General features: G+C 73.2%; 24 protein-coding genes. 14 read left to right on the top strand and 10 right to left on the bottom strand.

What is annotated here, in order from left to right; translation table 11 throughout:
• Positions 1–208 precede the first annotated feature (208 nt).
• From ACOTKD_RS08960 to ACOTKD_RS08935, 6 genes are all read left to right on the top strand, one after another.
• Entirely contained in the window at positions 209–1,072 is an 864-nt protein-coding gene (locus ACOTKD_RS08960) for a helix-turn-helix domain-containing protein (RefSeq protein WP_424888317.1), read from the top strand.
• Positions 1,073–1,158: 86 nt separating this feature from the next.
• Positions 1,159–2,616: an aldehyde dehydrogenase family protein gene (locus ACOTKD_RS08955; protein WP_424888316.1), complete on the top strand. Its 1,458-nt coding sequence runs from the start codon at positions 1,159–1,161 to the stop codon at positions 2,614–2,616.
• A gap of 91 nt (positions 2,617–2,707) precedes the next feature.
• A complete protein-coding gene (locus tag ACOTKD_RS08950) occupies positions 2,708–3,268 on the top strand; it encodes a DinB family protein (RefSeq protein WP_424888315.1) in 561 nt (186 codons plus the stop codon).
• Positions 3,269–3,364: 96 nt separating this feature from the next.
• Positions 3,365–3,946: a PadR family transcriptional regulator gene (locus ACOTKD_RS08945; RefSeq protein ID WP_424888314.1), complete on the top strand. Its 582-nt coding sequence runs from the start codon at positions 3,365–3,367 to the stop codon at positions 3,944–3,946.
• A 53-nt stretch (positions 3,947–3,999) separates the two neighbouring features.
• Positions 4,000–4,584 (top strand): WHG domain-containing protein, encoded by a 585-nt coding sequence (locus ACOTKD_RS08940; RefSeq protein ID WP_424888313.1) that lies wholly within the window; start codon positions 4,000–4,002, stop codon positions 4,582–4,584.
• On the top strand, positions 4,584–5,435 hold the full coding sequence (locus tag ACOTKD_RS08935) for an alpha/beta fold hydrolase (RefSeq protein ID WP_424888312.1): 852 nt from the start codon (positions 4,584–4,586) through the stop codon (positions 5,433–5,435). The genes ACOTKD_RS08940 and ACOTKD_RS08935 overlap by 1 nt, the downstream gene beginning before the upstream one ends.
• A gap of 10 nt (positions 5,436–5,445) precedes the next feature.
• Here ACOTKD_RS08935 and ACOTKD_RS08930 read toward each other — a convergent pair whose 3' ends face one another.
• Positions 5,446–5,766: a UBP-type zinc finger domain-containing protein gene (locus ACOTKD_RS08930; RefSeq protein ID WP_424888311.1), complete on the bottom strand. Its 321-nt coding sequence runs from the start codon at positions 5,764–5,766 to the stop codon at positions 5,446–5,448.
• 164 nt (positions 5,767–5,930) lie between these two features.
• Here ACOTKD_RS08930 and ACOTKD_RS08925 point away from each other — a divergent pair, with 164 nt between their 5' ends.
• From ACOTKD_RS08925 to ACOTKD_RS08915, 3 genes are all read left to right on the top strand, one after another.
• Positions 5,931–7,559 carry a bifunctional 3'-5' exonuclease/DNA polymerase gene (locus ACOTKD_RS08925; RefSeq protein WP_424888406.1) on the top strand — a complete coding sequence of 543 codons (1,629 nt, stop codon included), beginning with the start codon at positions 5,931–5,933 and terminating at the stop codon, positions 7,557–7,559.
• 236 nt (positions 7,560–7,795) lie between these two features.
• Positions 7,796–8,821 carry a rod shape-determining protein gene (locus ACOTKD_RS08920; protein WP_424888405.1) on the top strand — a complete coding sequence of 342 codons (1,026 nt, stop codon included), beginning with the start codon at positions 7,796–7,798 and terminating at the stop codon, positions 8,819–8,821.
• Positions 8,822–8,973: 152 nt separating this feature from the next.
• Complete coding sequence (locus tag ACOTKD_RS08915; RefSeq protein WP_030367324.1) at positions 8,974–9,429, top strand: tellurite resistance TerB family protein; 456 nt, start codon at positions 8,974–8,976, stop codon at positions 9,427–9,429.
• A gap of 22 nt (positions 9,430–9,451) precedes the next feature.
• Here ACOTKD_RS08915 and ACOTKD_RS08910 read toward each other — a convergent pair whose 3' ends face one another.
• A complete protein-coding gene (locus ACOTKD_RS08910) occupies positions 9,452–10,525 on the bottom strand; it encodes a type III polyketide synthase (protein WP_424888310.1) in 1,074 nt (357 codons plus the stop codon).
• 127 nt (positions 10,526–10,652) lie between these two features.
• A complete protein-coding gene (locus ACOTKD_RS08905) occupies positions 10,653–12,041 on the bottom strand; it encodes a cytochrome P450 (RefSeq protein ID WP_424888309.1) in 1,389 nt (462 codons plus the stop codon).
• A gap of 399 nt (positions 12,042–12,440) precedes the next feature.
• On the opposite strand from ACOTKD_RS08905, the gene ACOTKD_RS08900 reads away from it, so the two are divergent.
• The 4 genes from ACOTKD_RS08900 to ACOTKD_RS08885 all read left to right on the top strand — a co-directional run bounded on the left by ACOTKD_RS08900 (position 12,441) and on the right by ACOTKD_RS08885 (position 15,470).
• On the top strand, positions 12,441–12,626 hold the full coding sequence (locus tag ACOTKD_RS08900) for a hypothetical protein (protein WP_030367321.1): 186 nt from the start codon (positions 12,441–12,443) through the stop codon (positions 12,624–12,626).
• Complete coding sequence (locus ACOTKD_RS08895; protein WP_424888308.1) at positions 12,623–13,429, top strand: hypothetical protein; 807 nt, start codon at positions 12,623–12,625, stop codon at positions 13,427–13,429. Before ACOTKD_RS08900 ends, ACOTKD_RS08895 begins: the two co-directional genes overlap by 4 nt.
• Entirely contained in the window at positions 13,426–14,373 is a 948-nt protein-coding gene (locus tag ACOTKD_RS08890) for a DUF6895 family protein (RefSeq protein ID WP_424888307.1), read from the top strand. The genes ACOTKD_RS08895 and ACOTKD_RS08890 overlap by 4 nt, the downstream gene beginning before the upstream one ends.
• Positions 14,374–14,486: 113 nt before the next feature.
• Positions 14,487–15,470, top strand: coding sequence for a serine hydrolase domain-containing protein (locus ACOTKD_RS08885; protein ID WP_424888404.1), 984 nt, complete (start codon positions 14,487–14,489; stop codon positions 15,468–15,470).
• A 49-nt stretch (positions 15,471–15,519) separates the two neighbouring features.
• Here the strand turns inward: ACOTKD_RS08885 and ACOTKD_RS08880 are convergent, their stop codons facing one another.
• The 5 genes from ACOTKD_RS08880 to ACOTKD_RS08860 form a co-directional block, all read right to left on the bottom strand.
• Complete coding sequence (locus ACOTKD_RS08880) at positions 15,520–16,452, bottom strand: LysR family transcriptional regulator (protein WP_424888306.1); 933 nt, start codon at positions 16,450–16,452, stop codon at positions 15,520–15,522.
• A gap of 219 nt (positions 16,453–16,671) precedes the next feature.
• Positions 16,672–18,267, bottom strand: a complete 1,596-nt coding sequence (locus ACOTKD_RS08875; RefSeq protein WP_424888305.1) for a dipeptide ABC transporter ATP-binding protein — start codon at positions 18,265–18,267, stop codon at positions 16,672–16,674.
• Positions 18,264–19,097: an ABC transporter permease gene (locus ACOTKD_RS08870; RefSeq protein ID WP_424888304.1), complete on the bottom strand. Its 834-nt coding sequence runs from the start codon at positions 19,095–19,097 to the stop codon at positions 18,264–18,266. Before ACOTKD_RS08870 ends, ACOTKD_RS08875 begins: the two co-directional genes overlap by 4 nt.
• Complete coding sequence (locus tag ACOTKD_RS08865) at positions 19,097–20,038, bottom strand: ABC transporter permease (protein ID WP_424888303.1); 942 nt, start codon at positions 20,036–20,038, stop codon at positions 19,097–19,099. The genes ACOTKD_RS08870 and ACOTKD_RS08865 overlap by 1 nt, the downstream gene beginning before the upstream one ends.
• 13 nt (positions 20,039–20,051) lie before the next feature.
• Positions 20,052–21,596, bottom strand: a complete 1,545-nt coding sequence (locus ACOTKD_RS08860; protein ID WP_424888302.1) for an ABC transporter substrate-binding protein — start codon at positions 21,594–21,596, stop codon at positions 20,052–20,054.
• A gap of 283 nt (positions 21,597–21,879) precedes the next feature.
• Here ACOTKD_RS08860 and ACOTKD_RS08855 point away from each other — a divergent pair, with 283 nt between their 5' ends.
• Entirely contained in the window at positions 21,880–22,890 is a 1,011-nt protein-coding gene (locus ACOTKD_RS08855) for a TauD/TfdA family dioxygenase (protein ID WP_424888301.1), read from the top strand.
• On the opposite strand, the gene ACOTKD_RS08850 is transcribed toward ACOTKD_RS08855, so the two are convergent.
• Together ACOTKD_RS08850 and ACOTKD_RS08845 are read right to left on the bottom strand one after the other, a co-directional pair.
• On the bottom strand, positions 22,862–23,671 hold the full coding sequence (locus tag ACOTKD_RS08850) for a 4'-phosphopantetheinyl transferase family protein (protein WP_424888300.1): 810 nt from the start codon (positions 23,669–23,671) through the stop codon (positions 22,862–22,864). The two genes, ACOTKD_RS08855 and ACOTKD_RS08850, sit on opposite strands and share 29 nt — an antisense overlap.
• Positions 23,668–24,552, bottom strand: a complete 885-nt coding sequence (locus ACOTKD_RS08845) for a metallophosphoesterase family protein (RefSeq protein WP_424888299.1) — start codon at positions 24,550–24,552, stop codon at positions 23,668–23,670. Before ACOTKD_RS08845 ends, ACOTKD_RS08850 begins: the two co-directional genes overlap by 4 nt.
• Positions 24,553–24,788: the final 236 nt, after the last annotated feature.

The following is a 24,788-nucleotide window of genomic DNA, read 5'->3' as shown; positions in this document are numbered from 1 at the left end:
CCGTCCGCAATTCTTCCTACGCCCTCTTCCGTACGCCCTCCGACCTACTCCCCTCCGGGTAGCCGGATGCACACTCAATGCACACTCAACGCGGCGGGGAGATGGCAGACTTCACCGCCGGGGGTAGCGGGGGCCGCCCCCGGAGAGGGCGAGAGCGGCGGGCAGCGACAAGGCCGGTAGCGGAACCGGAAGAGGAGGAGTCGCAAAGATGGCCACGAGCGAGTCGAGCGGTTCTGTGGTGCGCCGCATACTCCTGGGCTCCCAGCTCAGGCGGCTGCGGGAGTCGCGGGGCATCACCCGCGAGGCGGCCGGTTACTCGATCCGCGCCTCCGAGTCGAAGATCAGCCGTATGGAGCTGGGCCGGGTGAGCTTCAAAGCGCGCGACGTGGAAGACCTCCTGACGCTGTACGGAGTCACCGACGAGCTGGAGCGCGAGGCGCTGCTCGGGCTCGCCCGCGAGGCCAACGTCGCCGGCTGGTGGCACAGCTACGGCGACGTGCTGCCGGGCTGGTTCCAGACATATGTGGGGCTGGAGGGCGCCGCCTCGCACATCGGGATCTACGAGGTGCAGTTCGTGCACGGGCTGCTGCAGACGGAGGGGTACGCCCAGGCCGTCGTCGTGCGCGGTCAGCCCGCGGCCGACGAGGCGGAGGTCGAGCGCCGCGTCTCGCTGCGCATGGAGCGCCAGAAGCTGCTGTTCTCGGAGCGCGCCCCGCACTTCCACGCCGTCCTCGACGAGGCCGCGCTGCACCGCCCGTACGGCGGCGAGACCGTCATGCGCGGCCAGCTGCAGCACCTCATGGACATCTCCGAGCAGGCCAACGTGACGCTGCAGGTGATGCCCTTCGCGCACGGCGGCCACGCGGGCGAGAGCGGCGCCTTCACCATGCTCCGCTTCCCCGAGTCGGACCTGTCGGACGTGGTCTACCTGGAGCAGCTCACGAGCGCGCTCTACCTCGACAAACCCGATGAAGTGGCGCAGTACGGAAGGGTGATGGAGCGGCTGCACGAGGACAGCCTCGCGCCGTCGGCCACCCGCGACCTGCTGAGGCGGCTGCTCCAACTCATGTGACACATCAGTACGATGACGTCCCATCAGGAGCGCGTTCCGGTTCGGGCGCACGCGTGCGCCCCCGTATCTCCAGGCAGGGATGGCACATGTCCTACTTCGAAGAATTGGCCTTCCAGTACATCGACGGCGAGTGGCGGTCCGGCACCGGCTCCTGGGACATCGTCGACTTCAACCCGTACAACGGGGAGAAGCTCGCCTCCATCACCGTCGCCGGCGTCGCCGAGATCGACCAGGCCTACCGGGCCGCCGAGCGCGCCCAGGCCGCGTGGGGCACCACCAATCCGTACACCCGCCGGCTGGTCTTCGAGCGCGCGCTGCGCATCATCGACGACCGGGAGGCGGAGCTTGCCGCCGCGATCACCGCGGAGTGCGGCGGCACGGCGCTGAAGGCCGCGTTCGAGCTGCACCTGGTGCGCGAGTTCCTGCGCGAGGCGCTCCACCTCGCGCTGCGCGCGGAGGGCCGGATCCTGCCGTCGCCGGACGACACCAAGGAGAACCGCCTCTACCGGGTGCCGGTCGGCGTCGTCGGCGTGATCAGCCCGTTCAACTTCCCCTTCCTGCTCTCGGTCAAGTCCGTCGCGCCGGCCCTCGCGCTCGGCAACACGGTCGTCCTCAAGCCGCACCAGAACACGCCGATATGCGGCGGCGGTCTGGTCGCCAAGGTCTTCGAGGAGGCCGGGCTGCCGGCCGGCGTCCTCAACGTCGTCGTCACCGACATCGCCGAGATCGGGGACGCGCTCATCGAGCACCCCGTCCCGAAGGTCATCTCCTTCACGGGCTCCGACAAGGTCGGGCGCCACGTGGCCACGGTCGCCGCCGGCCACTTCAAGCGCACGATTCTGGAGCTCGGCGGCAACAGCGCCCTGATCGTCCTCGACGACGCCGACCTCGACTACGCGGTCGACGCGGCGGTCTTCAGCCGGTTCATCCACCAGGGGCAGGTCTGCATGGCCGCCAACCGCGTGCTCGTGGACCGCTCGGTGGAGCAGGAGTTCACCGAGAAGTTCGTCGCCAAGGTCAAGAGCCTCAAGGTCGGCGACCCGGGCGACCCCGCCACCCACATCGGCCCCCTCATCCACGCCGGGCAGGCCGAGGCCATCGGCGCGCTCGTCGAGCAGGCCGTCGCGGACGGCGCGACCGCGCTCGTACGGGGCGGGGCCGAGGGCACGCTCGTCTCGCCGTCCGTCCTGACCGGCCTGAAGGCCGACGCGGCCATCCTCGGCCAGGAGATCTTCGGCCCGGTCGCGCTGATCATCCCCTTCGACGGGGAGGAGGAGGCGATCCGGCTGGCGAACGCCACTCCGTACGGGCTGAGCGGCGCCGTCCACACGGGGGACGTCGAGCGCGGCGTGCGGGTGGCCAAGCGCATCGACTCCGGGATGATCCACGTCAACGACGGGACCGTCCACGACGAGCCGATCGTGCCGTTCGGCGGGGAGAAGGCGTCGGGGGTCGGGCGGCTGAACGGGGACGCGATGGTGGACGCGTTCACGACGACGAAGTGGATCTCGATCCAGCACGGGCGGACCAAGTTCCCGTTCTGAGGGGTGTTCTAGGACCGGATCTGACCTCATTCGGTCCTAGCCTGAGCTCATCACGACAGACCGGGAAACCACAGAAGACTATGGGGGAACCATGCCCACTCACGTGATCGAGAAGGACGTCGCCGACGAGCGCGGCACGCTGCTGGCCTTCGTGGAGGCCCAGCGGGGCGGCCTGCGCAGGGCGCTGCTCGGCCTGACCGACGAACAGGCGGCGCTGAAGCCGAGCGCGAGCGAGCTGTCCCTCGGCGGGCTCGTCAAGCACGTGGCGCAGGCCGAGCTGAACTGGCTGCGGCTGGCGCAGGGCCGGGGAGCGGAGACCGAGCAGGACCCGTCCTCGTGGGCCGACGGCTTCCGCCTCCTGGAGGGCGAGACGGTCGCCGGGACGCTCGCCCACTGGGAGAAGGTGGCCGCGGAGACGGAGGAGTTCATCCGCTCCGTGCCCAGCCTGGAGGACACGTTCGCGCTGCCGGAAGCCCCGTGGTTCCCGGCGGACAGCCGGGTCTCCATGCGGTGGCTGCTCCTCCACCTGGTCGAGGAGTTCGCGCGGCACGCGGGGCACGCCGACGTCATCCGCGAGTCGCTCGACGGGAAGACGGCGTTCGAACTGGTGGCGGAGGCGGCGCAGGCCTCCGGCGGAGGCCACGGCGCCTGACGTCGGCTCCGGCGGGGGTTGACAAAGCCGGTCCCCTCCGGCTCCGCCTAACCTGAGCATCCGAGCGATGGCGGAGCGAGGGGAACGGAAGGCGAGATGTCGGCGATCCGGCTGCTGGTCCTGGGTGCCGTGCGGCAGCACGGGCGGACGCACGGCTACCAGGTCCGCAGCGACCTGGAGCTGTGGGGCGCGCACGAGTGGTCCAACGCCAAGCCGGGGTCGATCTACCACGCGCTCAAGGCGATGGCGAAGCAAGGCCTGCTCATCGCCCACGACACGGCCCCGAGCGAGGCCGGCGGCCCTCCCCGCACGGAGTACGAACTGACGCCGGACGGCGAGGAGGAGTACTTCCGCCTGCTCCGGCACGCCCTCTCCGCCCACGACGAGAAGACCGACGTCCTCACGGCCGGCGTCGGCTTCCTCACCGACCTCCCGCGCGCGGAGGCCATCGCCCTGCTGCGGCAGCGGATCGCGTCCCTGGAGGAGTGGCGCGAGGAGATCCGCCGCCACTGGACCCCGGCGGAGGGCGAGGACTGGGGCCACATCGCCGAGATCATGGGCCTGTGGATCCACACGGCCGAGACGGGCGGCGAGTGGACCCGCGGCCTCATCGCCCGCCTGGAGGCGGGGGCTTACGAGATGGCCGGCGAGCAGGTCGATATCCCCTCAGCCAAATGATCTAGAGGTGTTAGCCTCTTTCCTAGAGGTCCTAGGGAAGAGGAGCTGCACCCATGTCGCGCGCCGGACTCACCGCCGCCAAAGTCACCGCGGCCGCCGCCGAGATGGCCGACGAGGGCGGGCTCGACAACGTCACCGTCTCCGCGCTCGCGCGGCGGCTCGGCGTGAAGGACGCGAGTCTGTACTCGCACGTGAAGAACCTGCGCGACCTGCGCGTCCGCATCGGACTGCTCGGGTCCGAGGAGATGACCGACCGCATCGGCGCGGCGGTCGCCGGGCGCGCCGGCAAGGACGCGCTCGTCGCCTTCGCCGACGCCTACCGGCAGTACGCCCTCGACCACCCCGGCCGCTACGCCGCGACCCAGATGCGGTTCGAGCCGGAGGAGGTCGCGGGCTCCGTCGGCTTCCGCCGCAGCGTCGAGCTGACCTACGGCATGCTGCGCGCCTACGACCTCGCCGAGCCCGACCTGACCGACGCGGGCCGCCTCCTGCGGAGCACCTTCCACGGCTACATCCACCTCGAACTCGGCGGCGGCTTCGGCCACTCCCGCGACGTCGGGGAGTCCTGGGCACGCTCGCTCGACGCGCTCCACCAGGTGCTGGAGAACTGGCCGTCCCGAGAGACTGGGAGCAAGTGATGAACGAGCCGAAGACCGGCACCCTCGACGTGCCCGGCGCCACCCTCTACTACGAACAGCGCGGCAGCGGCCCGGTCCTCCTGCTGATACCCGGCGCGGGCGCCGACGCCGGCCTGTACAAGGCCGTCACCAGGGCCCTGACGGACCGGTACACCGTGGTCTCCTTCGACCCGCGCAGCATGTCCCGCAGCCTGCTCGACGGCCCCGTCGCCGACCAGCGGGTGGCCGTGTGGAGCGACGACGCGTACCGGCTGCTCGGACTGCTCTCACCGGACGAGCCCGCCGACGTGCTCGGCTGCAGCGCGGGCGCGATCGTCGCGCTCGACCTGCTGGCCCGGCACCCCGGCCGGGTGCGGCGGGTCGTCGCCCACGAACCGCCGCTCGTGGAGCTGCTGGAGGACCCCGCACCGTACCGGGCGCTCTACGCCGAGGTGCGCGACATCTTCCGCAAGGAGGGCGCCGGTGCGGCGATGGCCCGCTTCAGCGAGGGGCTCGGGGGCGACCGGTCGCCGGATCACCAGGCCGAACTGCCGCCCGAGATCCAGGAGATGGCGCCCCGGATGTACGCCAACCTCCCGGTCTTCCTGGAGCACATCCTCTGCCCGTTCACCGGGTGGGCCCCGGACGTCGCCGCCCTCCGCGACGCCGCGCACCAGCTGGTCCCGGCAGCGGGCCGGGAGTCGCGCGAACAGGTGGGGCTGTACGGCCCGGCCGCCCGCCTCGCGGAGCTGACCGGCAGCCCGCTGGCGGAGTTCCCGGGCGGTCACCTGGGCGTCACCGAGCGCCCGGCGGAGTTCGCCGGGCGGCTGCTGACCGCGCTCGCGGGGGAGCCGCGGCCGGCGGCGGTCTGACCCCGGTGGTCTACCCCGGCACCAGCAGCAGCTCGTCCGCGTAGCACCACGCCCACTCCTCGCCCGGTTCGAACGACCGGGCGAGGTCGTGTCCGGGCACGGTGCGCGCGTGGGCGCTCGCGTGCCGGTTCGGGGAGCTGTCGCAGCAGGCGACGTGGCCGCAGACCAGGCACTCGCGCAGGTGCACCCACGTGCCGCCCGTGCGCAGGCAGTCCTCGCAGCCCTCGGTCGTGCTCGGGGTGACCTCGGCGGCCGCCTCGTCCAGGTGGGCGCAGTCCCGCTGTGTCGGGCGGCCCTCCACGTCCGCTCCCACCTTCCAGGTTCCGGTCATGTCCCCAACGTAGCCCGCGGCGACACGGCCCGCGACAGCTCGGCCCGCAACGCCAACCGCGCAGGTCAGCGCGATTGTCAGTGCCTGCTGGCAGGATCTTTCCCGTGAGGCTGGCGGTGGCGGAGACGGGTGACGGGGGTGTCCGTCTCCGCCCCGTCGACCTCATGGGGGAGCCCGCCGGGCCGGTCGAGTCGGCGGGCAGCCTGGCCGAGGCGGTCCGGGCGCGGCCGGGGGTCGAGCGGTGGGTGTGGCGGTCCACCGCGCACCATTACCCGGAGCTGCTCGCGGCGGGCCTGCGCGTCGAGCGGTGTTACGACGTGGAGGCCGCCGAGAGCCTGCTCACCGGCCACGAGGAGGGGCAGTCCGGGCAGCCCCGGTCGCTCGCCGCCGCGTGGGCGCGGCTGCGCGGGCTGCCCGTGCCCGCCGATCCGCCGCCGCGCGCGGCCGGGGGGCAGCCGTCGCTGTTCGAGCCGGGGCCGGTGCCGCTGCCGCCGGGCACGGATCCGCTCGACGCCCTGACCGAGGTCCACGCCGCCCAGCTCGCCCGGGCGCGGGCGACCGAGCACCCCGGCCGGCTCCTGCTGCTCCTCGCCCTGGAGTCCGCGGGCACCCTGGTCGCCGCCGAGCTGAACCGCGCCGGTCTGCCGTGGCGCGCCGACGTCCACCGCGCGCTCCTGGACGAGCTGCTCGGCGAGCACTTCCCCGGCGGTCTGGAGCCCCGGCGGCTGGCGGAGCTGGCGGAGGCCGTCTCCCGAGCCTTCAGCGAGGACGGCGAGGAGGTCCGCGTGCGGCCCGATCTGCCCGCCGACATCGTCCGGGCCTTCGCGCGCCGGGGCATCGCCCTGTCCTCCACGCGCGCGTGGGAGCTCAAGGCCGTCGACCACCCGGCCGTGGAGCCCCTGCTGCAGTACAAGAAGCTGTACCGGCTGCACACCGCCCACGGCCGCTCCTGGCTGCAGACGTGGGTGCGCGACGGCCGCTTCCGCGCCGAGTACGTGCCGAGCGGCTCCGTCTCCGGCCGCTGGACCACCAACGGCGGGGGCGCCCTGCAGATCCCCCGCGTCGTGCGGCGCGCCGTCGTCGCCGACCCGGGCTGGCGGCTGGTGGTCGCCGACGCCGATCAGCTGGAGCCCCGCGTCCTGGCCGCCGTCTCCCGCGACCCGGGCCTGATGGAGGCCGCGAGCGGTGAGCGCGACCTGTACGCGGCGCTGTCCGACCGGGCCTTCGCCGGCGACCGCGAGCGGGCCAAGCTCGCGCTGCTCGGCGCGGTCTACGGCCAGACCTCCGGCGACGGCCTGAAGCACCTCGCCGACCTGCGCCGCCGCTTCCCCGCGGCCGTCGCCCTCGTCGACGACGCGGCGCGCGCGGGCGAGGAGGGCCGCATCGTCCGCACCTGGCTCGGGCGCACGTGCCCGCCGGCTTCGACGGCCCCGCCCGACGAGGCCGGCATCCCCCAGGCCGCGGAGGAGGACGACCGGCCCGGCTACGGCAGCACCCCGGCCGGCCGCGCCCGCGGCCGTTTCACGCGGAACTTCGTCGTGCAGGGCAGCGCCGCGGACTGGGCCCTGGCCCTGCTCGCCGCGCTGCGCCAGGAGCTCGCGGGGCTCCGCGCCGAGCTCGTCTTCTTCCAGCACGACGAGGTCATCGTGCACTGCCCGGACGCCGAGGCGGCCACCGTCACCGAGGCGATCCGCACCGCCTCGGCCCGCGCGGCGCGCGTCGTCTTCGGCGAGACCCCGGTGCTGTTCCCGTTCACGACGGCCGTGGTGGAGTGCTACGGCGACGCGAAGTGACGCGCGGTGGTCCGGGCGGCGCGAAGTGATCCCGGAGGACGCGCAGTGACCCCGTGCCGCGCGAAGTGACCCCGCAGCCCCTGATGGCCCGTCACCCCGCCCTGGTGATCCGCTTCGCCCATGCGGCCCATTCCAGCGCGCACCCCGGCCTCCCACCGCGCACGATGGCCCCAGGGACGCCCGGCGGCAGCGGCCCGACCGAACCCCGACCGCCGTTCAGGGGAGGCCCTGCCATGTTGTCCTTCAGCCTTGAGCAGCTGCGCCGGTGCACCGTCGCCGTGGACCTCGGAGCCGCCCGCACCCGGGTCTACCTCCGTGACAACGGCCTGATCGTGGACGAGCCGAGCATCGCCGCGATCAACACCCGGACCGGCTCGCTGATCGCGGTCGGGCAGCTCGCCGAGGGCATGGCGGGGCGCACTCCCGCGCACATCAGCGTGGTGCGGCCGGTCTCCGGCGGCACCGTCGTCGACATCGAGATGGCCCAGCGGATGCTCCGCAGCCTCGTCAGCGACAAGGTGCGCCGCGCCTGGCGGCGCAAGCCGATGCTGCGCGCCGCGGTGTGCCTCCCGCACGACGCGGACCCGCTCGCCCGCCGCGCCGCCGTCGAGACCCTGATGGGCCTGGGGACGCGGCGCGTGGAGCTCGTCGACACCCTCATCGCCGCCGCGGTGGGCTGCGGGCTGCCCGTCGAGCAGCCCGAGGCGACGATGATCGTGGTGTGCGGGGCGGCGTCCACGCAGGTCGCCGTCCTGTCGCTGGGAGCGATCGTGGCGGCGGAGAAGGTGCTGGTCGGCGGCGACGCCATGGACTACGCGGTCGTGGAGCACCTGCGCAGCCGCCACGAACTGATGCTGCCGACGCAGGGCCTGCACCCGCTGCACCTCGCGCTGGCCGCGGACCCCGTGCAGGAGAGCGCCGAGGTTCGCGGCCGGGACGTGGCGACGGGCCTGTCCCGTACGGTCCTGGTGAACACCAGCGAGGTCCGCGAGGTCATGCACACGCCGCTGACCGCCGTCCTGGACGCGATCGGCCGCGTGCTGCGCGCCTGCCCGCCGGACCTCGTGGCGGACCTGGTCGACCGCGGCGTGATGCTCGCGGGCGGCAGCGCGGTCCTGCCCGGCCTGGACCGGATGATCGAGGACGCCACGGGGATGACCGTACGGATCGCCGCCCATCCCGACGTGTGCGCGGTGCTCGGGCTCGGCGCGATGATGGAGGGCAAGGTGCAGCCGCTGCACCTGGATCCGCTGGCGTCGTAGGACCGGATCCGCCGGCGTCGCAGGACCCGGTCCGCAGGCCTCGTAGGACTCGCCGTACTATTCGACACTTTGTCACTTTGGGAACTTGCGTACCCCTCTCCCCCGTTCTCCCCGTACACCCCCGTTGTTATGTGTATGAGGAGAAACAGCAAATGGCGCTCTGGGACCGGCTCAAGGACTCCGCGACGGCGATGCAGGGCCAGCTGGTGGCGAAGAAGAACGACCTGAAGAGCGGTGCGTTCCGGGACGCGAGCATGGCCATGTGCGCCCTGGTGGCGGCCGCCGACGGTTCGATCGACGCCTCGGAGCGGCAGCGCGTCGCCTCGCTGATCGCCACCAACGAGGTGCTGCAGAACTTCCCGGCGGACGACCTGCAGGCCCGCTTCAACGACTACTGCCAGAAGCTCACGGCCGACTTCGACTTCGGCAAGGTCAGCGTGATGCAGACCATCGGCAAGGTGCAGAAGAAGCCGACCGAGGCCCGTGCGGTCATCCAGATCGGCATCGTCATCGGCGGCGCCGACGGCGACTTCGACAAGACCGAGCAGGCCGTCGTCCGCGAGGCGTGCTTCGCGCTGGGCATCAACCCGGCCGAGTTCGACCTCTGACGGACACGGATCCGGGCCGCCCTCACACGGGCTGCGGCGTCGGACGGCCCGCCGTCGCCCACGTCCCCAGCGAGATCTCCGCGGTGATGCCGGGGCCGAAGCCGGCGATGATGCCCCGGGCGTCCTGCGGCGCCCCGCCGTCCTGCCAGAGGCGCTCCAGGGCGTCGAAGATGACGGCGCTGGCGATGTTGCCCCGCTCGGTGAGCGTGGCCCGGCTGTAGCGGAACCACTCGGGCGCGAGGTCGAGGTACTTGCACAGGTCGTCGAGGATCCTCGGCCCGCCCGCGTGGACGATGTAGAAGCCCAGGCCGGAGACGTCCCAGTCGTGGGGCTCGGCCATGTCGCGCATGGCCGGGGCGAGCATGGCCATCGTGCCGGGCACGCGCTTGTCCAGCAGGAAGTGGAAGCCGGTGTCGCGGACCGCGTAGGAGATCCAGCTCTCGGTGTCGGGCACGAGGTGGGAGCCGTTGCGCTCCAGGCGCACGCCCTCGCCGCCCTCGCCGCGCACCACGGCCGCGGCGAGGGCGTCGCCGAAGAGGCCGTTGGACAGGAGATTGCCGACGCCGAGGTCGGTGGGCTGGTAGAGCAGCGAGCAGAACTCGCAGCACACGATGAGGACGTTGGCGCCGGGGTAGGCGGTGCAGAAGTCGTGCGCGCGGTTGATGGCCGCGCCGCCGGCCGCGCAGCCGAGCTGGGCGATCGGCAGCTGTCTGGTGGTCACCGGGAAGTCCATGTTGTTGATCAGCCAGGCCGTCATGGACGGCATCATGAATCCGGTGCACGAGGCGTAGACGATCAGGTCGATGTCGCGCGAGGTCAGCTGGGCGTTCTCCAAGGCCCGCCGGACGACGCCGGGGACGCGGGCCTTGGCCTCGGTCTCGTAGAGGTTGTTGCGCCAGGTGAAGCCGGGGTGCTTGAGGGTGTCCTCGATGGGCTGGAGGATGTGCCGGGTCTGCACTCCGGTGTTGCCGATCAGGCGCAGCGCCAGCGGCAGCTGCGGGTGGTCGGCATGCAGCGTCCGGGCCAGGTGCAGGGTCTCCTCCATCGTGATGACGTGCTCGGGTACGGCGATGGCCGGTCGGCAGAGCGTAGCCATGACTGCCTCCTTACCAAGGGACTTACCGGTCCAGGGGACTGACCGGGGGACTTACCGGGCGACGGGGCGTCGCCCTCGTGCGGGCGGCGGACCGGGCTCCCCCGTCGGGGAGCGCCGGCCCGTCGCGCTACCAGGCCACGGGGAGGGCGAGCGGGAAACGCCAGATGGAGCCGGTGTTCCAGCGCACTTCCTCCGCCGGGACGGCCAGGCGCAGTGCGGGAAAGCGGGCGAGCAGCGTGCCGACGGCGACCTGGAGCTCCATGCGCGCCAGCCGGGCGCCGAGGCAGTGGTGCGTGCCGTGGCCGAAGGTGAGGTGGGCGGGGGCGCCCTGCCGTTCGAGGTCCAGTTCGTCGGGGCGGTCGTAGACGCGTTCGTCGCGGTTGGCGGCGAGGTACGAGACGTGGACGGTCTCGCCCGCGCGGATGGTGACGCCGCCGAGCTCCACGTCCTCCGTGGCCCGGCGGGGGATGCCCACGCCCTGCCGGTAGGGGATGAAGCGCAGGAGCTCCTCGACGGCGGCCGGCAGCAGCTCGGGACGAGCCCGCAGGCGGGCCAGCTGCTCCGGGTGGGTGAGCAGGGTGTAGACGATGTTGCTGATCTGGTGGGCGCTGGTGTCGTGGCCGGTGACGAGCAGGAGCATGCCCATCACCGCGACCTCGCGGGCGTCCAGGAGCTCGCCGTCCTCGCGGACCGCGGCCAGGGCGCTGAGCAGGTCGCTCCCGGGGTGCCGGCGGCGCGCGGCGGTCAACTCGGCGAAATACGCGCGGAGTCCGGCCTTTCCCTCGGCGGCCGCGGCGCAGTCTGGGGTGCCCGGGGACATCATCGCCGTCGCCCAGCGGCGCAGCGGGGCGCGGTCCGGGCCGGGGACGTCGAGCAGGTCGAAGACGGTGTTGAGCGGGAGGGGGGCGGCCAGCCAGTCGGAGACGTCGGCGGGGGAGCCGTGGTCGGCCATGGCATCGAGCAGGGCGTCGACCGTGCGCCGGGTGCGCGGGCGCAGCTCCTCGACCTGGCGGTCGCCGAGCGCCGCGGCCACCAGGCCGCGCAGGCGGCTGTGGGCCGGCGGATCCATGAGGTTGATCGATTCGGCGTGGTCGACGAGGTCGGGCGTGACGTGCGGGAGGTCGCTGCCGATCAGGGCGGCGCGGCTGAAGCGGGGGTCGGAGGTGACGGCGCGGACGTGCTCGTGCCGGGTCACGAGCCAGGCGGCGCCGGCGGCCGGGGCACGGGAGCTCCCCGGGGTGGCGGGGCCCGACGCGCCGCGCGCGCCCGGAGCCGCCGCGCCGCCGGGACCGGAGCCTCCGAGGCCCGCGAGGCCGGCTTCTCCGGCCCCTTCGGGGCATCCGCGGCCTTCCGGGCCGCCGGCGCCGGGCGCCACGGAATCCCCCGCGCCGTCCCCGCGGGGCATCGGGATGCGGGTGATCGGCGGCTCGCTCCGCAGCCGGGCCAGGAAGGGGTCGAACTCCAGGGCCTCATCGTGGCGGAACGGACAGGTCCACACCGACTCGGAGGTGGTCATCGAAGACTCCCATCCCAAGGGCCCCGCCCCGGTGGCGTGCCAGCTTATTTTCAGACCATGCCGCACCAGTCACCCCGCCACACCCCAGCCTTCGCAGTTCACCCGAATGGTGGAAATTTCGGAGAATCACCCGTCGCATCCCCCACTTTTCCCTTCTTTCTCACCACTCCCCCAGGCTCCGCCCCGGTCCCCTCCCGCGCGCCCCTGATTTCCCCCTGAAAGCCCCCGGCCCCTCCTTCGCGCCCGGTTGAGTCCCTGTCCCCCGGCCGAACCCCGTTCCCCGGGTGACCGGCGTGTCATGGGCCGGACTTCACGGAGAGCATGCTTAGCCTCATTTGTCCGACATCACCGATTAAGTGATGAGAATTCAACCTGCATCTCCTCAAGGAGGCGCCGCACATGCTCACCCAAGAAACCCTCCGACCCCTCGCGTCACCGGCCGGGCCGGATGCGATCGGTTCCCTGATGGTGGAGCCGGAAGCAGCCGTCAGCGGGGCTCCGCTGCCCGCGCCGGAGGCCGCGGGCTTCCTGCTCGCACTCCTCCTGCTGTCGCCCAAGGAGCCGAAGGAGCCGAAGGGCAAGTGAGTTCCCGTGCGGCCTACGCCGCGGCGGCCGACGAACTGGCCTCCCGCGTCCTCCGCGCCCTCCGGGGCACGGAGGACGCGGGGGGCGCGGCCCTCGTCGCCCCGCACCTCGACAGCGCCCCCGGCGCCTCCGGCGCCCCGGACTTCCCCGACTCCCTCGACTCACCCGGCTCCCTCGCGGCCCTGGCCGCCGTACGGGTGATCGGCGCCGACACCTTCACCCCGCACGTCCTCACCGGCGCCCCCTTCCACGCCTCCGACGCGGCCGCCGTGGCGCGCGCCTTCGAGGCGTTCCCCGTCCCCGGCCACGGCCCCTCCGCACCCCCCGACGAACGCACCGCCGCCTGGCGCGACTGGGCGACCGCCCAGCTCCTGGCCCGTACGCGCGGCTACGCGGGCAACCCGGTGCCCGCCACGCTGCCCGAAACGCGCGACGACCTCACGGACACCACCGACTGGCAGCGTTGGTCCGTCCGCATGGCACAGCTTGCGCCGCTCGCCACCCCCGTCCTGGAAGGCCCCGTACGGGACGCCGCCCGCGACGCCGCCCTCCCGCTGAGCCGCGGGCTGACCCGCTCCGTGCTGCGCCGCGACTTCCCCACGGCCGTGCGCCTGCTGCGCTGGCTCGCCCTGCTCCGCCACGACGGCATCGCCCTGCCCCTGGAGCCCGAACCCGTCCTCGACCACATCCGGCTGCTCGGCGGCGCGGGCCCGCGAACCGCGCTCGACCTGGCGGTCGCCGCCCACCTGCTGACGGGCCGGACCGAAGACGCACGCACCGAGCCCACGGAGGCGCCGGCATGACCCCTTCCGCTCCCGCCTCCGCCCCCTCCGCGATCCCCGCGCCCGTGGCCGCGGCCGCCCGCGTCATGGCCGACCGCGCACTGTCCTGGCTGCACGCCCACCGCGCGCTCGGCGCGCTCCCGCCCGGCACCACCGAGGAGCTCACCGACCCCGACGGCGTCTACAAGCCCCTGGGCGAGACCACCCTCGCCGCGTCCGTCATCCTGCGCGACGGCATGGCCGGCCCCGGCCAACTCGCCGCCGCGCAGAACCTGATGGACTTCACCTGGCTGCAGCTGCGCAAGGGCGACATGCTCTACGAACGCCAGCTGCGCCACACCCTGATGACCGACCCGCTGGAGATGTACGCGCACTTCGTGCGCTGCGGCTACCGCCACGCGGCCATGGACCGGCTGCTGGCCCACCGCGTCCGGCTGCGCTCGGTGCACAGCGTCGAGCTGCTGCCCAACCGCCGCCTCGCCGTGGCCAACGCCGCCCGCATCGCCGGCCTCGACCACGGCGAGGACTTCGAGGCCCTCGCCCGCGCCACGTGGCTGGGCGCCACCCCCGAGCCCTGGGCGATCAACTGGATCACCGCCTACGCGATGACCCACACCGTCTTCCACCTCACCGACTGGGGCGGCCGCCCCGAGGGCCTCCCCGCCGACCTCACCGCGTACGTCCGCACCTGGCTGCCCGTGTGGATCGACATCTGGCGCGAGGTGCGGCAGTGGGACCTCGTGGCGGAACTCCTCATCGTGGGCGCCTCCTTGTCCGAGCCCTACTGCAGGCCGGAGGACTGGGAGGCCATGGCCGCCCTGCAGCACGAGGACGGCCTGATGCCCGCCGACGGCGATCCCGTCGACGACGACCCCGCCCGCAGGTTCAAGGAACACCAGCACACCACCGTCGTGACCGCCGTGGCGGGCTCCATCGCCCTGGCCCGGGCGGCACGATCACGGTGACGAATCCCCTGGAGACGCCCGCGCTGACCGCCGCGGCGGCGGAGGCGACGGCAGCGGCGGAAGCCGCGGCCGAAGGCCTCACCGCGCCGCCGCTGAACGCCCTGCTGCTGCCCCTGCCCGACGCGGCCCGGGGCGCGAGCGCCGTCGCGGTCGCCGCCGTGCGCGGCGACGAGCACATCGTCGTCTGCCGCGGCGCCGCCGAGGAGGACACCCGCTTCGAGACCGGGTCGCTCACCAAGACGTTCACCGCGCTGCTGCTCGCGGAACTGGCCGCCCGCGGCGAGGTCCGCTACGACGACCCCCTCGACCGCTACCTCCCGGCCGGCGCCCGGCGCATCCCCGGCCCGCCCGTCACCCTCCTCCACCTCGCCACGCACACCGCCGGCCTGCCCCGGCTGCCCCCGGGGCTCCTGGCCCGCTCCGTCCGCACGGGATGGTTCCGCAACCCGTACGCCGCCTTCACCACGGACGACGTGCTGGTGGCCCTGCCCCGGACGCGGCTGCACCACCGCCCGGGCACCCACGTGCGCTACTCCAACTACGGCGTGGGCCTGCTCGGCCTCGCCCTGGCGCGCGCGGCCGGCGGCGGGCCCGGCGACTACCCGGCGCTGCTCGGCGAGCGCGTCCTGGACCCGCTCGGCCTGGCCGACACCGACTGCGACCCCACCCGGCCGCAGGTCGTGGGCCACTGGCACGGCCGGCCCCGGCCGCCCTGGCTCGTCCCCGGGCTGCCCGGGGCGGGCGCCCTGCGCTCCAGCGCGCGGGACCTGCTGCGCTGCCTGACGGCGCTGCTCGCGCCCGAAGCCGCGGCCCCGCCGAGCCTGCGCGTCGCCCTCACGGAGGTGCAGCGGCCCCGGCTGGCGCTGCGGCGCTCCGGTCGCCGCCTGTGCCTCGTCTGGAACCTGCGCGTGCGCCCCGGCGGGCCGCTGCTGCACCACTCCGGGGGCACCCGCGGCTGCACGGCCTTCGCCGGCTTCCTGCCCGGCTCGCGCACCGGCCTGGTGGCCCTGGCCGACACCGCGCCGACCCCCTCCGGGGCTTTCATCCAGGCGGCGTACGGGACGCTGTGCGGGCTGGGAGACGGGCGGGGTACGTAACCCTTCCGCCGGACCCTCGCCGCGGGGGCGGCCACCGCTGCGGCGGGGATCAGGCGGCGCCACCACCCGCCACGTACCGCGTGACCGCCGCCGCGAACTCCCGTGCCGCGGGGGACAGGGCCGACCACTGGCGGGCGGCCCAGCCCACCTCCAGGGGCGGGATGCCCGTGACCGGTATCAGCCGGACCGCGCCCGACGGGCCCACGAGACCCGGCATGGCGGGTATCAGGGCGTGCCCGAGGCCCAGTTCGGCCAGGAGCAGGGCCGTGTCCCAGTCCGTGGCCCGGGTCGTCGCGCGCGAGGAGAGGGCGACCGCGCCGAGCACGTCCTCGACCTGCCGGCCGGAGCTCGTCCCGGCGGGCGGGCGGATGAGGCGCGTACGGGCGAGGTCGGCCGCGCCGAGCGCGCTCTCGGCGGCGAGCGGGTCGCCGGGGTGGACGGCCAGCACCCACTCGAGGCTGATGACCGGCCGCAGCTCGACGCCCTGCGTGCCGGAGGCGCCGTGCGGTCCGGAACCGCCGTGCGCGTCGGGGGCGACGGACACCCAGGCGAGGTCGACGGCCCCCGAGCGCAGGGCGTCGATGCAGCGGTGGCTGGAGCGCTCGGTGTGGAACTCCAGGCCGACGTCCGGGTACTGCCTGCTGTACTCCTCGATGGCCGCGCCCATCAGGTGCCGGATGGTGGTGGCGCCGGTGGCGATGACGACGCCGCCGCCCCGGCCGGTGCGCAGCTCCTCCAGCGTGCGCAGGCCCTCGCCGAGGGCGGTGAGCCCGTCGGACGCGGCCCGCTGGAGGATCCGCCCGGCCTCCGTGGGCACCACCCCGCGAGGCTGACGCTCCATCAGCGGCAGTCCGACCTCCTTCTCCAGGCGCCGGACGTGCTGGCTGACGGCGGACTGACTGCAGTTCATCTCGCGGGCCACGGCACTGAGGTTGCGGGCCTCGCACACCATGACGAACACCTTCAGGTCATCTAGCGTCACGCGCCCACGATACAAGCTCCAGCTTGGATGGATCACGTCAAGTCATAGGATTGACTTGGTAGATGGGGAGCCGCCATGATCTACGTGAAAAGCGGCGGCAACCTGTCCGTGGCTTCACACAGCAGCACAGAGCGTTCCGCTGTTGCGCATGCACAGCAGCGGACCGGGGCGTCGCTGCGGACAGGTGCCGACCAGGCCCCGCGGGGCCGCTTCCCGTGCTCACGGCAGGAGCGGTACGGCGTCCAGGAGCTGCCGCGTGTACGGGTGCTCGGGCGCCTCCCACACCCGCTCGACCGGCCCCCGCTCCACCACGCTGCCCTCGCGCATCACCAGCACCTCGTCGCACAGGTAGCGCACGACGCCCAGGTCGTGGGTGACGATGCACAGCGCCATGTCGCGCTCGGCGGTGACCCTGCTCAGGACGTCGAGGACCTGGGCCCGCACGGACACGTCCAGGGCGCTGACCGGCTCGTCGGCGAGGAGGACGGACGGACGGGGGGCCAGGGCCCGCGCGATGGCGATGCGCTGCCGCTGCCCGCCGGAGAACTGGTGCGGGTAGCGCCCGGCCGCCTCCGCCGGCAGGCCCACGTCGGCGAGGAGCTCCGCGACGCGGTCCGCCGCCGCGGGCGAGCGGCGGTCCGGGAGCGGCTCGGCGACGATGTCCCGTACGCGCATCCGGGGGTCGAGGGAGCCCATGGGGTCCTGGAAGACCACCTGGAGGCCGCTGCCCGGCGCGCTGTCGCGCAGGCCGTCACCGGCCGCGTTCTCGACCGTCCCGGACGTGGGCCGGTCCAGACCGGACAGCAGCCGCAGGAGCGTGGTCTTCCCCGATCCCGACTCGCCGACCACCCCGACCCGGGCGCCCGCGCGCAGCTCCAGGTCCAGGCCCTCCAGCGCCGTGAAGTGCGTCCGCGGGCCGAGGAGCCCGCGGCGCGGGAGGGCGTGGCGGCGGGTGAGGCCGCGGGCCCGGAGCAGCGTCCTCGGCTCGGCGGGGGCGGGGGGCCGCGGGGCCGGGACCGACAGGTCGGAGGCGCTCAGCAGGGCCTTGGTGTACGGGTGCTCGGGCCGCCGCAGCACCTGCTCCACCGGCCCGCTCTCGACGATCCGCCCGTCGTGCATGACGAGGACGCGGTGGCAGACGGAGGCGACGAGCGCGAGGTCGTGGCTGATGTAGAGGACCGCCGTGCCGCGCTCGTCGGAGACGCCCGTGATCAGGTCGACGATCTCCTTCTGGACGGTGACGTCCAGGGCGGTGGTCGGCTCGTCGCAGATCAGCAGGGCGGGGTCGTTGGCGAGGGCCCCGGCGAGGACGGCGCGCTGGCGCTGGCCGCCGGAGAGCTGGTGGGGGTAGGCGCGGGCGGCGCGGGCCGGGTCGGGCAGCCGCAGCCTGCCGAGGAGCTCGACCGCGGTGGCGCGGGCGGCGTCCCGGCCGGGCCGCTCGCTCCGGGGTCCGTGCAGCCGCAGCGCCTCGGCGACCTGGGCGCCGGTCCTCATCACGGGGTTGAGGGCCGTCATCGGTTCCTGGAAGACCATGCCCGCGAGCCGGCCCCGTACGGTCGACAGCTCGCGGTCAGTGGCGCCCAGCAGGTCGAACGGGGCCCCGGCGAGGCGGGCGCTGCCGCCGGCCCGCAGGCCCTCGCCGAGGAGGCCCAGCAGGGCGAGCGCGGTGAGGGTCTTGCCGGAGCCGGACTCGCCGATGATGCCGACGCGCTCGCCCCGGCCGACGGTAAAGCCGACGCCCCGCACGAGCGGCGTGCCGCCCGCCGCGACGGTGAGGCCCTCGACCTCCAGCAGCGCGCTGCTCCCAGGGCTCACCGGACACCTTCCAGCGTGGGGTCGAAGCGGTCCCGCAGGCCGTCGCCGAGCAGGTTGAGGCCGAGGACGGCGGCGGCGACCGCGAGGCCGGGCCACAGGCACAGCTCGGGCCGCGAGAACAGCAGTTCCTGGGAGTCGAGCAGCATGCGGCCCCAGGACGGGGTGGGCGGCGGCGTGCCGAGGCCGAGGTACGACAGGGCGGCCTCGGCGAGCACGGCGGTCGCGAAGGCCACCGACGCCTGCACGATGACCACGTCGCGGATGTTCGGCAGGACGTGCCGCACGGCGATGGCCGCGCGGGTGCGCCGGGCCAGCCGCGCGGCGTCGATGTACTCGGCGGCCATGACGCGCAGCGTCGCGGCGCGGGCCACGCGGGCGAAGCCCGGGGCGGAGGCGATGCCGATGGCCACCATGGCGGTGAGCGTGCTCGTGCCGTAGACCGCCGCCAGCATGATGGCGAGCAGCAGGGCGGGGAAGGCCAGCAGGAAATCGCTCACTCTCATCAGCAGCGCGCTGAGCGGCCCGCCGGACATGCCCGCGGCGAGTCCCATGGGCACGCCGATGACGACGGCGAAGCCGACGGCCACGACGCCGACGAAGACGGTCGTCCGGGCGCCGGTCATCAGCCGGCTGGCGACGTCCCGGCCGAACTGGTCGGTGCCCAGCACGTGTCCGCTGCCGGGCGGCAGCAGGCGCTGTGCCGCGTCCACGTGCGTGGGGTCGTAGGGCGTCCACAGGAGGGACAGCAGGGCGAGCGCAAGGACGAGAGTGACGAGAATTCCGCCGGCGGTGAGGGCGGGGCGGCGGGCGAGTGTGCGGGCTGAGGGCATCAACGGCTCCGCAGGCGCGGGTCGAGCAGGTGGTAGAGCAGGTCGGTGACCACGTTGACGACGAGGACGGCCACCACCAGGACGATCACCACGCCCTGGACGACCAGCAGGTCGCGGTCGGCCACGGACTGCAGCAGCAGGTCGCCGAGGCCGGGGATGACGAAGACCCGCTCGACGACCACCGCGCCGACGAGCACGGTGGACAACTGCAGCCCCAGGACGGTCAGCACGGGCACCGCGGCGTTGGGCAGCCCGTGCCGCCACAGGGCAGGCCAGTGCCGGCGGCCCTTGGCGCGGGCCGTGCGCAGGAAGTCCTGGTGGAGCACGGTGAGGACGGCGGAGCGCACGTAGCGCGTGAGGACCGCACCCTGGACGAGGCCCAGGGACAGGCACGGCAGCACGAGATGCCGCGCCCAGGCCGCGGGGTCCTCGGCGAGCGGGATGTAGCCGCCCGCGGGCAGCGCACCCGCCCGGACCGCGAAGACGTAGACGAGCAGGATGCCGGCGAGGAACGCCGGGATCGCGATCCCCGCCTGGCTGACGGCCGACAGCAGGGCGCCCGCGGGCCTGCGGTGCCACGCGGCCGCGAGCACCCCCGCGGGCAGCGCGAAGAGGACGGCGACGGCCATGCCGCCGAGCGCCAGCCAGCAGGTGACGCCGAGCCGGTCGCCGATCCGCGGGCCGATGGGGTCGTGGCTGATGTACGAGACGCCGAAGTCGCCGTGCAGCAGGCCCTGCGCCCAGTCGGCGTACTGCACGACGAGCGGCCGGTCGGTGCCGAAGGAGTGGCGCAGCGCGGCCAGCTCCTGCGTGCCGGCGTTGGTCCCGAGGACGACCTCGGCCGGGTCGCCGGGCAGGACGGACAGGAACGCGAACACGACGAAGCTGGCGATCACGGCGCTGACCAGCAGCGACGCCGCCCTGCGCAGGAACACCCGCATCCCGGGACCGCTCCTACTTCTTCTTCGTCCAGTGGACGCCCGTGAGGTCGAAGCCCTCGCCGACCTGGTTGACCGGCAGGCCGGCGACGCCCTTGTCGGCCACCATCAGGTTGGGCATGAGGTAGAGCCAGTCGGCCGCGGCGTCGTCGGAGAGCAGGCGGGCGGCGTCGCGGTAGCGGGCGGTCTCGTCCTCGGGCCTGCCGGAGTCGCCCTCCTTGAGGAGCTTCGCGTACTCCGGGTTGTCGTAGCGGAAGTAGTAGCCGGGGTCGGCGAACGTCCACAGGTCGCGCGGTTCGGTGTGGGCGATGACGGAGAGGTCGTAGTCGGCCTTGTTGTAGACCTCGGACAGCCAGCGCGCGGGGAATTCCAGGGGCTCGATCTCCGTCTTCAGCCCGACCTGGTCGAGCTGGGACTTCACGACCTGGGCCGCCGACATCGCGTACGGCATGTTGGGCACCCGGAACTTCACGGTCCGGCCCTCGGCGCCCGCGTCCTTCAGCAGCTGCCTGGCCTTGTCCGGGTCGTACGGATAGCGGCCGGTGAGGTCCTCGTACCAGGGGTCGGTGGGGCTGGCCATGGTGCCGATGAGCTTGCCGTGACCGGCGCGGGAGGTCGCGACGAGCGCCTTGTGATCGATGGCGTACCGCACGGCCCGGCGGACGCGCTTGTCCTTGAACGGCTCGCGGGAATTGTTCATCGACAGGACGACCTCGCCGGTGGAGGAGCCCTCGATGACCTGGAAGCGGTTGGTGTCGGAGAAGCGGGAGAGCGACTCGGGGGCCTGCACCGTGCCGACGACGTCGATGCCCCCGGTGAGCATGGCGTTGTTCATCGCCCCGGCGTCCTTGAAGTACTTCAGGGTGACCTTGGACAGGGCGGGCGCGGTGCCCCAGTAGGAGGCGTTGCGGTCGAGGACGATGCGATCGCCGCGGCGGCGTTCGGCCAGCTTGAAGGGGCCGGTGCCGACGGGGTGGGCGGCGAGGTCGCTCACGCCCGTGCGGCTGAACATGGCGCCGATGCGGGTGGTCATGGCGTAGAGCCAGCCGTTGCTCGGGCGGTTCAGGGTGACCTTGACCGTGTGGTCGTCGGTCTTCTCGGCCTTGCCGACCACGTCCATCTGGCGGGCCGTCTTCAGCTTCCAGTCCTTCTTCACCCGGTCGATGGAGAACACCGCGTCGTCGGCGGTGAACTCGGCGCCGTTGGTGAACTTCACGCCCTTGCGGAGGTGGAAGGTGTACGTCCGGCCGTCGTCGGAGCGCTCGTAGCGCTCGGCGAGCAGGGGCTGGACCTTCCCCTGCTGGTCGACGCGGACCAGGCCCTCGTAGATGCTGCCCAGGGTGGCCTGGGGGACGGCAGCGCCGTCGGTGGTGGTGAAGTCGAGGCTCGCGGGCTCGGCGATGAGACCCACGGAGAGGGAGTCGGTGGAGGCGGAGCCGGAGGCGGAGGACCCGCCGCCGGAGCCGCACGCGGCCGCGAGGGTCCCGGCTAAGAGGGCGCAGCCGGCCGCCCGGACGGAACGTCGCAGCGCTGACCCTGACCTGGCGGTTGACTTGGCCACTGTGTCTCCGTGTCTCTGCGTCTGCCCGTGCGTCTATCCGTGCTGTATCCGTGCGTGTGTCGCTGCGCGTCCCGGTGTCGCCGTGTCCTCCCGGAAACTAACCACCGGCGCGCGTTCCACACCATGGAAGCGGGAGCGAAGGTGATCGAGTTCACGCACAATCACGACACACCGCCTCTGCCGTCGCTCCACCACCAACTCCATTGACCGTGAGCGGACTTCGAATCATGATCGATGTGCCGCGCAACTGCCGCATGCTCAGCGAATCCCGAGTGGAGTCCGTATGCCTGCACCGACCGCCGACGCCGTCCTCACCGAGCCCGTCACCGGGCCGTCCGCATGGACGGCCGCCGACTTCACCGGCGAAAGCGACTGGGTGGTCACCCTCACGCCCGAGGAAATCGGCGACCTGGAAACAGCACTCGCGGCGGCGAAAGCGCGCGGAATCCCGCTCGAACAGCTCACCGTCGCGGACTTTCCGCTGCCCGTCCTCGGCAAGACCTTCGAAGCCGCCGTCCAGGAGCTGGAGTTCGGGCGCGGATTCACGCTCCTGCGCGGCCTCCCGGTGGAGCGGTGGACGCTGGAGGAGGCCCGCCTGGCGTACTGGGGCATCGCGCTGCACCTCGGCACGCCCGTCTCCCAGAACGCCGCCGGGGAGCTGATCGCCCACGTCAAGGACTACGGCGAGGGCGAGGTCACCGAGTCCGCCACCCGCGCCTACCGGACCCGCTCCGAGCTGCCCTTCCACACCGACAGCTCCGACATCGTGGGCCTGCTCTGCCTGCGCCAGGCGGGCGAGGGCGGCGTCAGCACCCTCGCCAGCTCCATGACCGTCCACAACCACCTCCTCGCCCACCACCGCGAGCTGCTCGGCCTGTACTACCGGGGATTCGTGTACGACCGGCGACTGGAAGAGGGATCGGACGAGCTCCCGTACTACCGGAACGCGGTGTACGGGCACTTCCACGGCCAGTTGAGCTGCCGCTTCTACATGACGCACTACATCGACTCGGCCGTGCCGAAGTCCGGAATCCCGCTGAGCGGAATCGAGCGGCACGCGCTGCGGCTCTTCCAGGACATCGCGGGAATGGACGAGCACCGCATCGAGATGACCCTGCGCGCGGGCGACCTCCAGCTGCTGAACAACAACGTCGTCGTCCACGGCCGATCCGCCTTCCGTGACGAGCCGGGCCGCCGCCGCGACCTGCTGCGGCTGTGGCTCAACACCCGGTACGCCCGCGAGCTGCCGGAGGACTTCGCCGCGTTCAGGCGGGGGATGCCGCGGACCCGCTGACGGGTGCTGCCGGCCCGCCGGCCGGTGGCCCGCCCCGGGGGCCCGGGGCGGGGGCAGGAACAGGGCCCGGGGCAGGAGTGACGGCTTGAGCGGGAACGACGGCCTGGGCGGGAACGGCGGCGGGGAGGGCGATGGCCGTGAGCACGAAGCCGCCGCCCACGGCCCACCGGCCGGTGAACCCGTCCAGGTGGACGCCGCCCACGACCGGCCCGGGCACCAGCAGCCGGGCGGAGAACGTCCCGGCACCGGGGTCGACGTCCAGCTCCGCCTCCTCGAAGTCCAGCTCCTGCCCGGTCAGCGGATACCAGGTCTTGAAGACGCTCTCCTTGGCGCTGAACAGGAGGCGGTCCCAGTGCACGTCGGGGCGGAGCGCGGTCAGCGAGCGGATCCGGGCGCGCTCCCCGGGCAGCGACACGACGTCGAGGACGCCGTCCGGGAGCGGCCCGTTCGGCTCGGCGTCGATGCCGACCGAGGCGAGGGCGCCGGAGCGGGCCACGACGGCCGCCCGGTAGCCGTCGCAGTGCGTCATGCTGCCGACGACCCCCGCGGGCCACTGCGGGGCCCCGCGGCGGTTGGGCACCAGGGGGACGGGCGGGAACCCCAGCCGTCCCAGAGCCCTGCGCGCACAGGCCCGTACGGCCGCGAACTCTTCCTTCCGCTTGGGGACGGCGCGGGCGACGACCGCGGCCTCCTCGGGATGGAGGAAGTCCCCGGCCACTGCCGGCGGGCTGCCGGTGCTCTCTTCCGCGACGGCCTCCGCGGGCAGGATCCGCTCGATCACGAGGCCCGCCCCTCCGCGCGCTCGCCGGCCGGGCGCGGCAGGATCCGCCGCAGCGGCTCGCGCGGCGGCCGGGGCTGCCACTCGCGCGGATAGCCCACGGAGACCTCCTCGAACCGCACCCCGTCGTGCCAGGTGACGCGGGGGATGTGCAGGTGGCCGTAGACCGCGGCGGCCGCGCGGAAGCGGGTGTGCCAGTCGGCGGTCAGCTCCGTGCCGCACCACTGCGCGAAGTCGGGGTACCGCAGGATCCTGGTGGGCTCGCGGACCAGCGGGAAGTGGTTGACCAGGACGGTCCGGTGCGCGGGGTCGACGGCGGCCAGGCGGCGCTCGGTGTACTCCACGCGGGCGTGGCACCACGCGTCGCGGCCCGGGTACGGGTCGGGGTGCAGGAAGTGCTCGTCCGCGCAGACGATCCCGGCGTCGTAGGCGCGGCGCAGCGACTCCTCCTTGGTGTGCGCGCCGGGCACGCGGAAGGTGTAGTCGTAGAGCACGAAGAGCGGGGCCACGGCGACCGGACCGCCCTCGCCGTGCCACACGGGGTACGGGTCCTCGGGGGTGGCGACGCCGAGGCTGCGGCACAGCTCCACGAGGTGCAGGTAGCGCTTTTCGCCGCGCAGGTCGACCGGGTCGTGGGGATGGGTCCACAGCTCGTGGTTCCCGGGCGACCAGATCACCTTGGCGAATCGCTCGGCGAGCAGGCGCAGCGTCCATTCGATGTCCGCGTACTGCTCGCCGACATCGCCGGCCACGATGAGCCAGTCGGCGTCGCTCCGCGGCCGCAGCGTTTCCACGAGCGCGCGATTCTCTTTGTACGCGACGTGCAGATCGCTGACGGCCAGCAGATTTCCGCCGGTTGCCGTGCCGGTCGCTGTGTTGGGCACTGTGTGTCCTTCTCGCCGATTCCCCTGGAATTCCCCGGGCTCCCCCGGAATTCCCCGTCCAAACCGGAACAGCCGTGTGTTCCAGCGCACTTCGAGCCGGCACCACGCATGTCTGCACCCTACAAAGGAACCTAATACGCGCGGGGCGCCGGAAGGAACCCCCGGCTGCGCCGGACCCCTCCGACGTATGCTGCCCAGAACCCGAATGGCGTCAACTCCGGTGCCGGCTCAGCGGC

This window comes from Streptomyces sp. XH2 (assembly GCF_049725035.1).
Lineage (GTDB): Bacteria > Actinomycetota > Actinomycetes > Streptomycetales > Streptomycetaceae > Streptomyces > Streptomyces roseoverticillatus.
The sequence above is the reverse complement of the archived record's forward strand: the minus strand, read 5'-3'. Positions and strand labels throughout refer to the sequence as shown.

What these genes read in the sequence shown, in the direction of transcription:
- ACOTKD_RS08930 (WP_424888311.1), bottom strand. Translation starts at nt 5,766, where the DNA reads ATGACCGGAACCTGGAAGGTGGGAGCGGACGTGGAGGGCCGCCCGACA.
- ACOTKD_RS08905 (WP_424888309.1), bottom strand. Translation starts at nt 12,041, where the DNA reads ATGACCACCTCCGAGTCGGTGTGGACCTGTCCGTTCCGCCACGATGAG.
- ACOTKD_RS08865 (WP_424888303.1), bottom strand. Translation starts at nt 20,038, where the DNA reads ATGCGGGTGTTCCTGCGCAGGGCGGCGTCGCTGCTGGTCAGCGCCGTG.
- ACOTKD_RS08915 (WP_030367324.1), top strand. Translation starts at nt 8,974, where the DNA reads ATGGCGCTCTGGGACCGGCTCAAGGACTCCGCGACGGCGATGCAGGGC.
- ACOTKD_RS08910 (WP_424888310.1), bottom strand. Translation starts at nt 10,525, where the DNA reads ATGGCTACGCTCTGCCGACCGGCCATCGCCGTACCCGAGCACGTCATC.
- ACOTKD_RS08935 (WP_424888312.1), top strand. Translation starts at nt 4,584, where the DNA reads ATGAACGAGCCGAAGACCGGCACCCTCGACGTGCCCGGCGCCACCCTC.
- ACOTKD_RS08960 (WP_424888317.1), top strand. Translation starts at nt 209, where the DNA reads ATGGCCACGAGCGAGTCGAGCGGTTCTGTGGTGCGCCGCATACTCCTG.
- ACOTKD_RS08945 (WP_424888314.1), top strand. Translation starts at nt 3,365, where the DNA reads ATGTCGGCGATCCGGCTGCTGGTCCTGGGTGCCGTGCGGCAGCACGGG.
- ACOTKD_RS08940 (WP_424888313.1), top strand. Translation starts at nt 4,000, where the DNA reads ATGTCGCGCGCCGGACTCACCGCCGCCAAAGTCACCGCGGCCGCCGCC.
- ACOTKD_RS08890 (WP_424888307.1), top strand. Translation starts at nt 13,426, where the DNA reads ATGACCCCTTCCGCTCCCGCCTCCGCCCCCTCCGCGATCCCCGCGCCC.
- ACOTKD_RS08900 (WP_030367321.1), top strand. Translation starts at nt 12,441, where the DNA reads ATGCTCACCCAAGAAACCCTCCGACCCCTCGCGTCACCGGCCGGGCCG.
- ACOTKD_RS08950 (WP_424888315.1), top strand. Translation starts at nt 2,708, where the DNA reads ATGCCCACTCACGTGATCGAGAAGGACGTCGCCGACGAGCGCGGCACG.
- ACOTKD_RS08855 (WP_424888301.1), top strand. Translation starts at nt 21,880, where the DNA reads ATGCCTGCACCGACCGCCGACGCCGTCCTCACCGAGCCCGTCACCGGG.
- ACOTKD_RS08870 (WP_424888304.1), bottom strand. Translation starts at nt 19,097, where the DNA reads ATGCCCTCAGCCCGCACACTCGCCCGCCGCCCCGCCCTCACCGCCGGC.
- ACOTKD_RS08955 (WP_424888316.1), top strand. Translation starts at nt 1,159, where the DNA reads ATGTCCTACTTCGAAGAATTGGCCTTCCAGTACATCGACGGCGAGTGG.
- ACOTKD_RS08925 (WP_424888406.1), top strand. Translation starts at nt 5,931, where the DNA reads ATGGGGGAGCCCGCCGGGCCGGTCGAGTCGGCGGGCAGCCTGGCCGAG.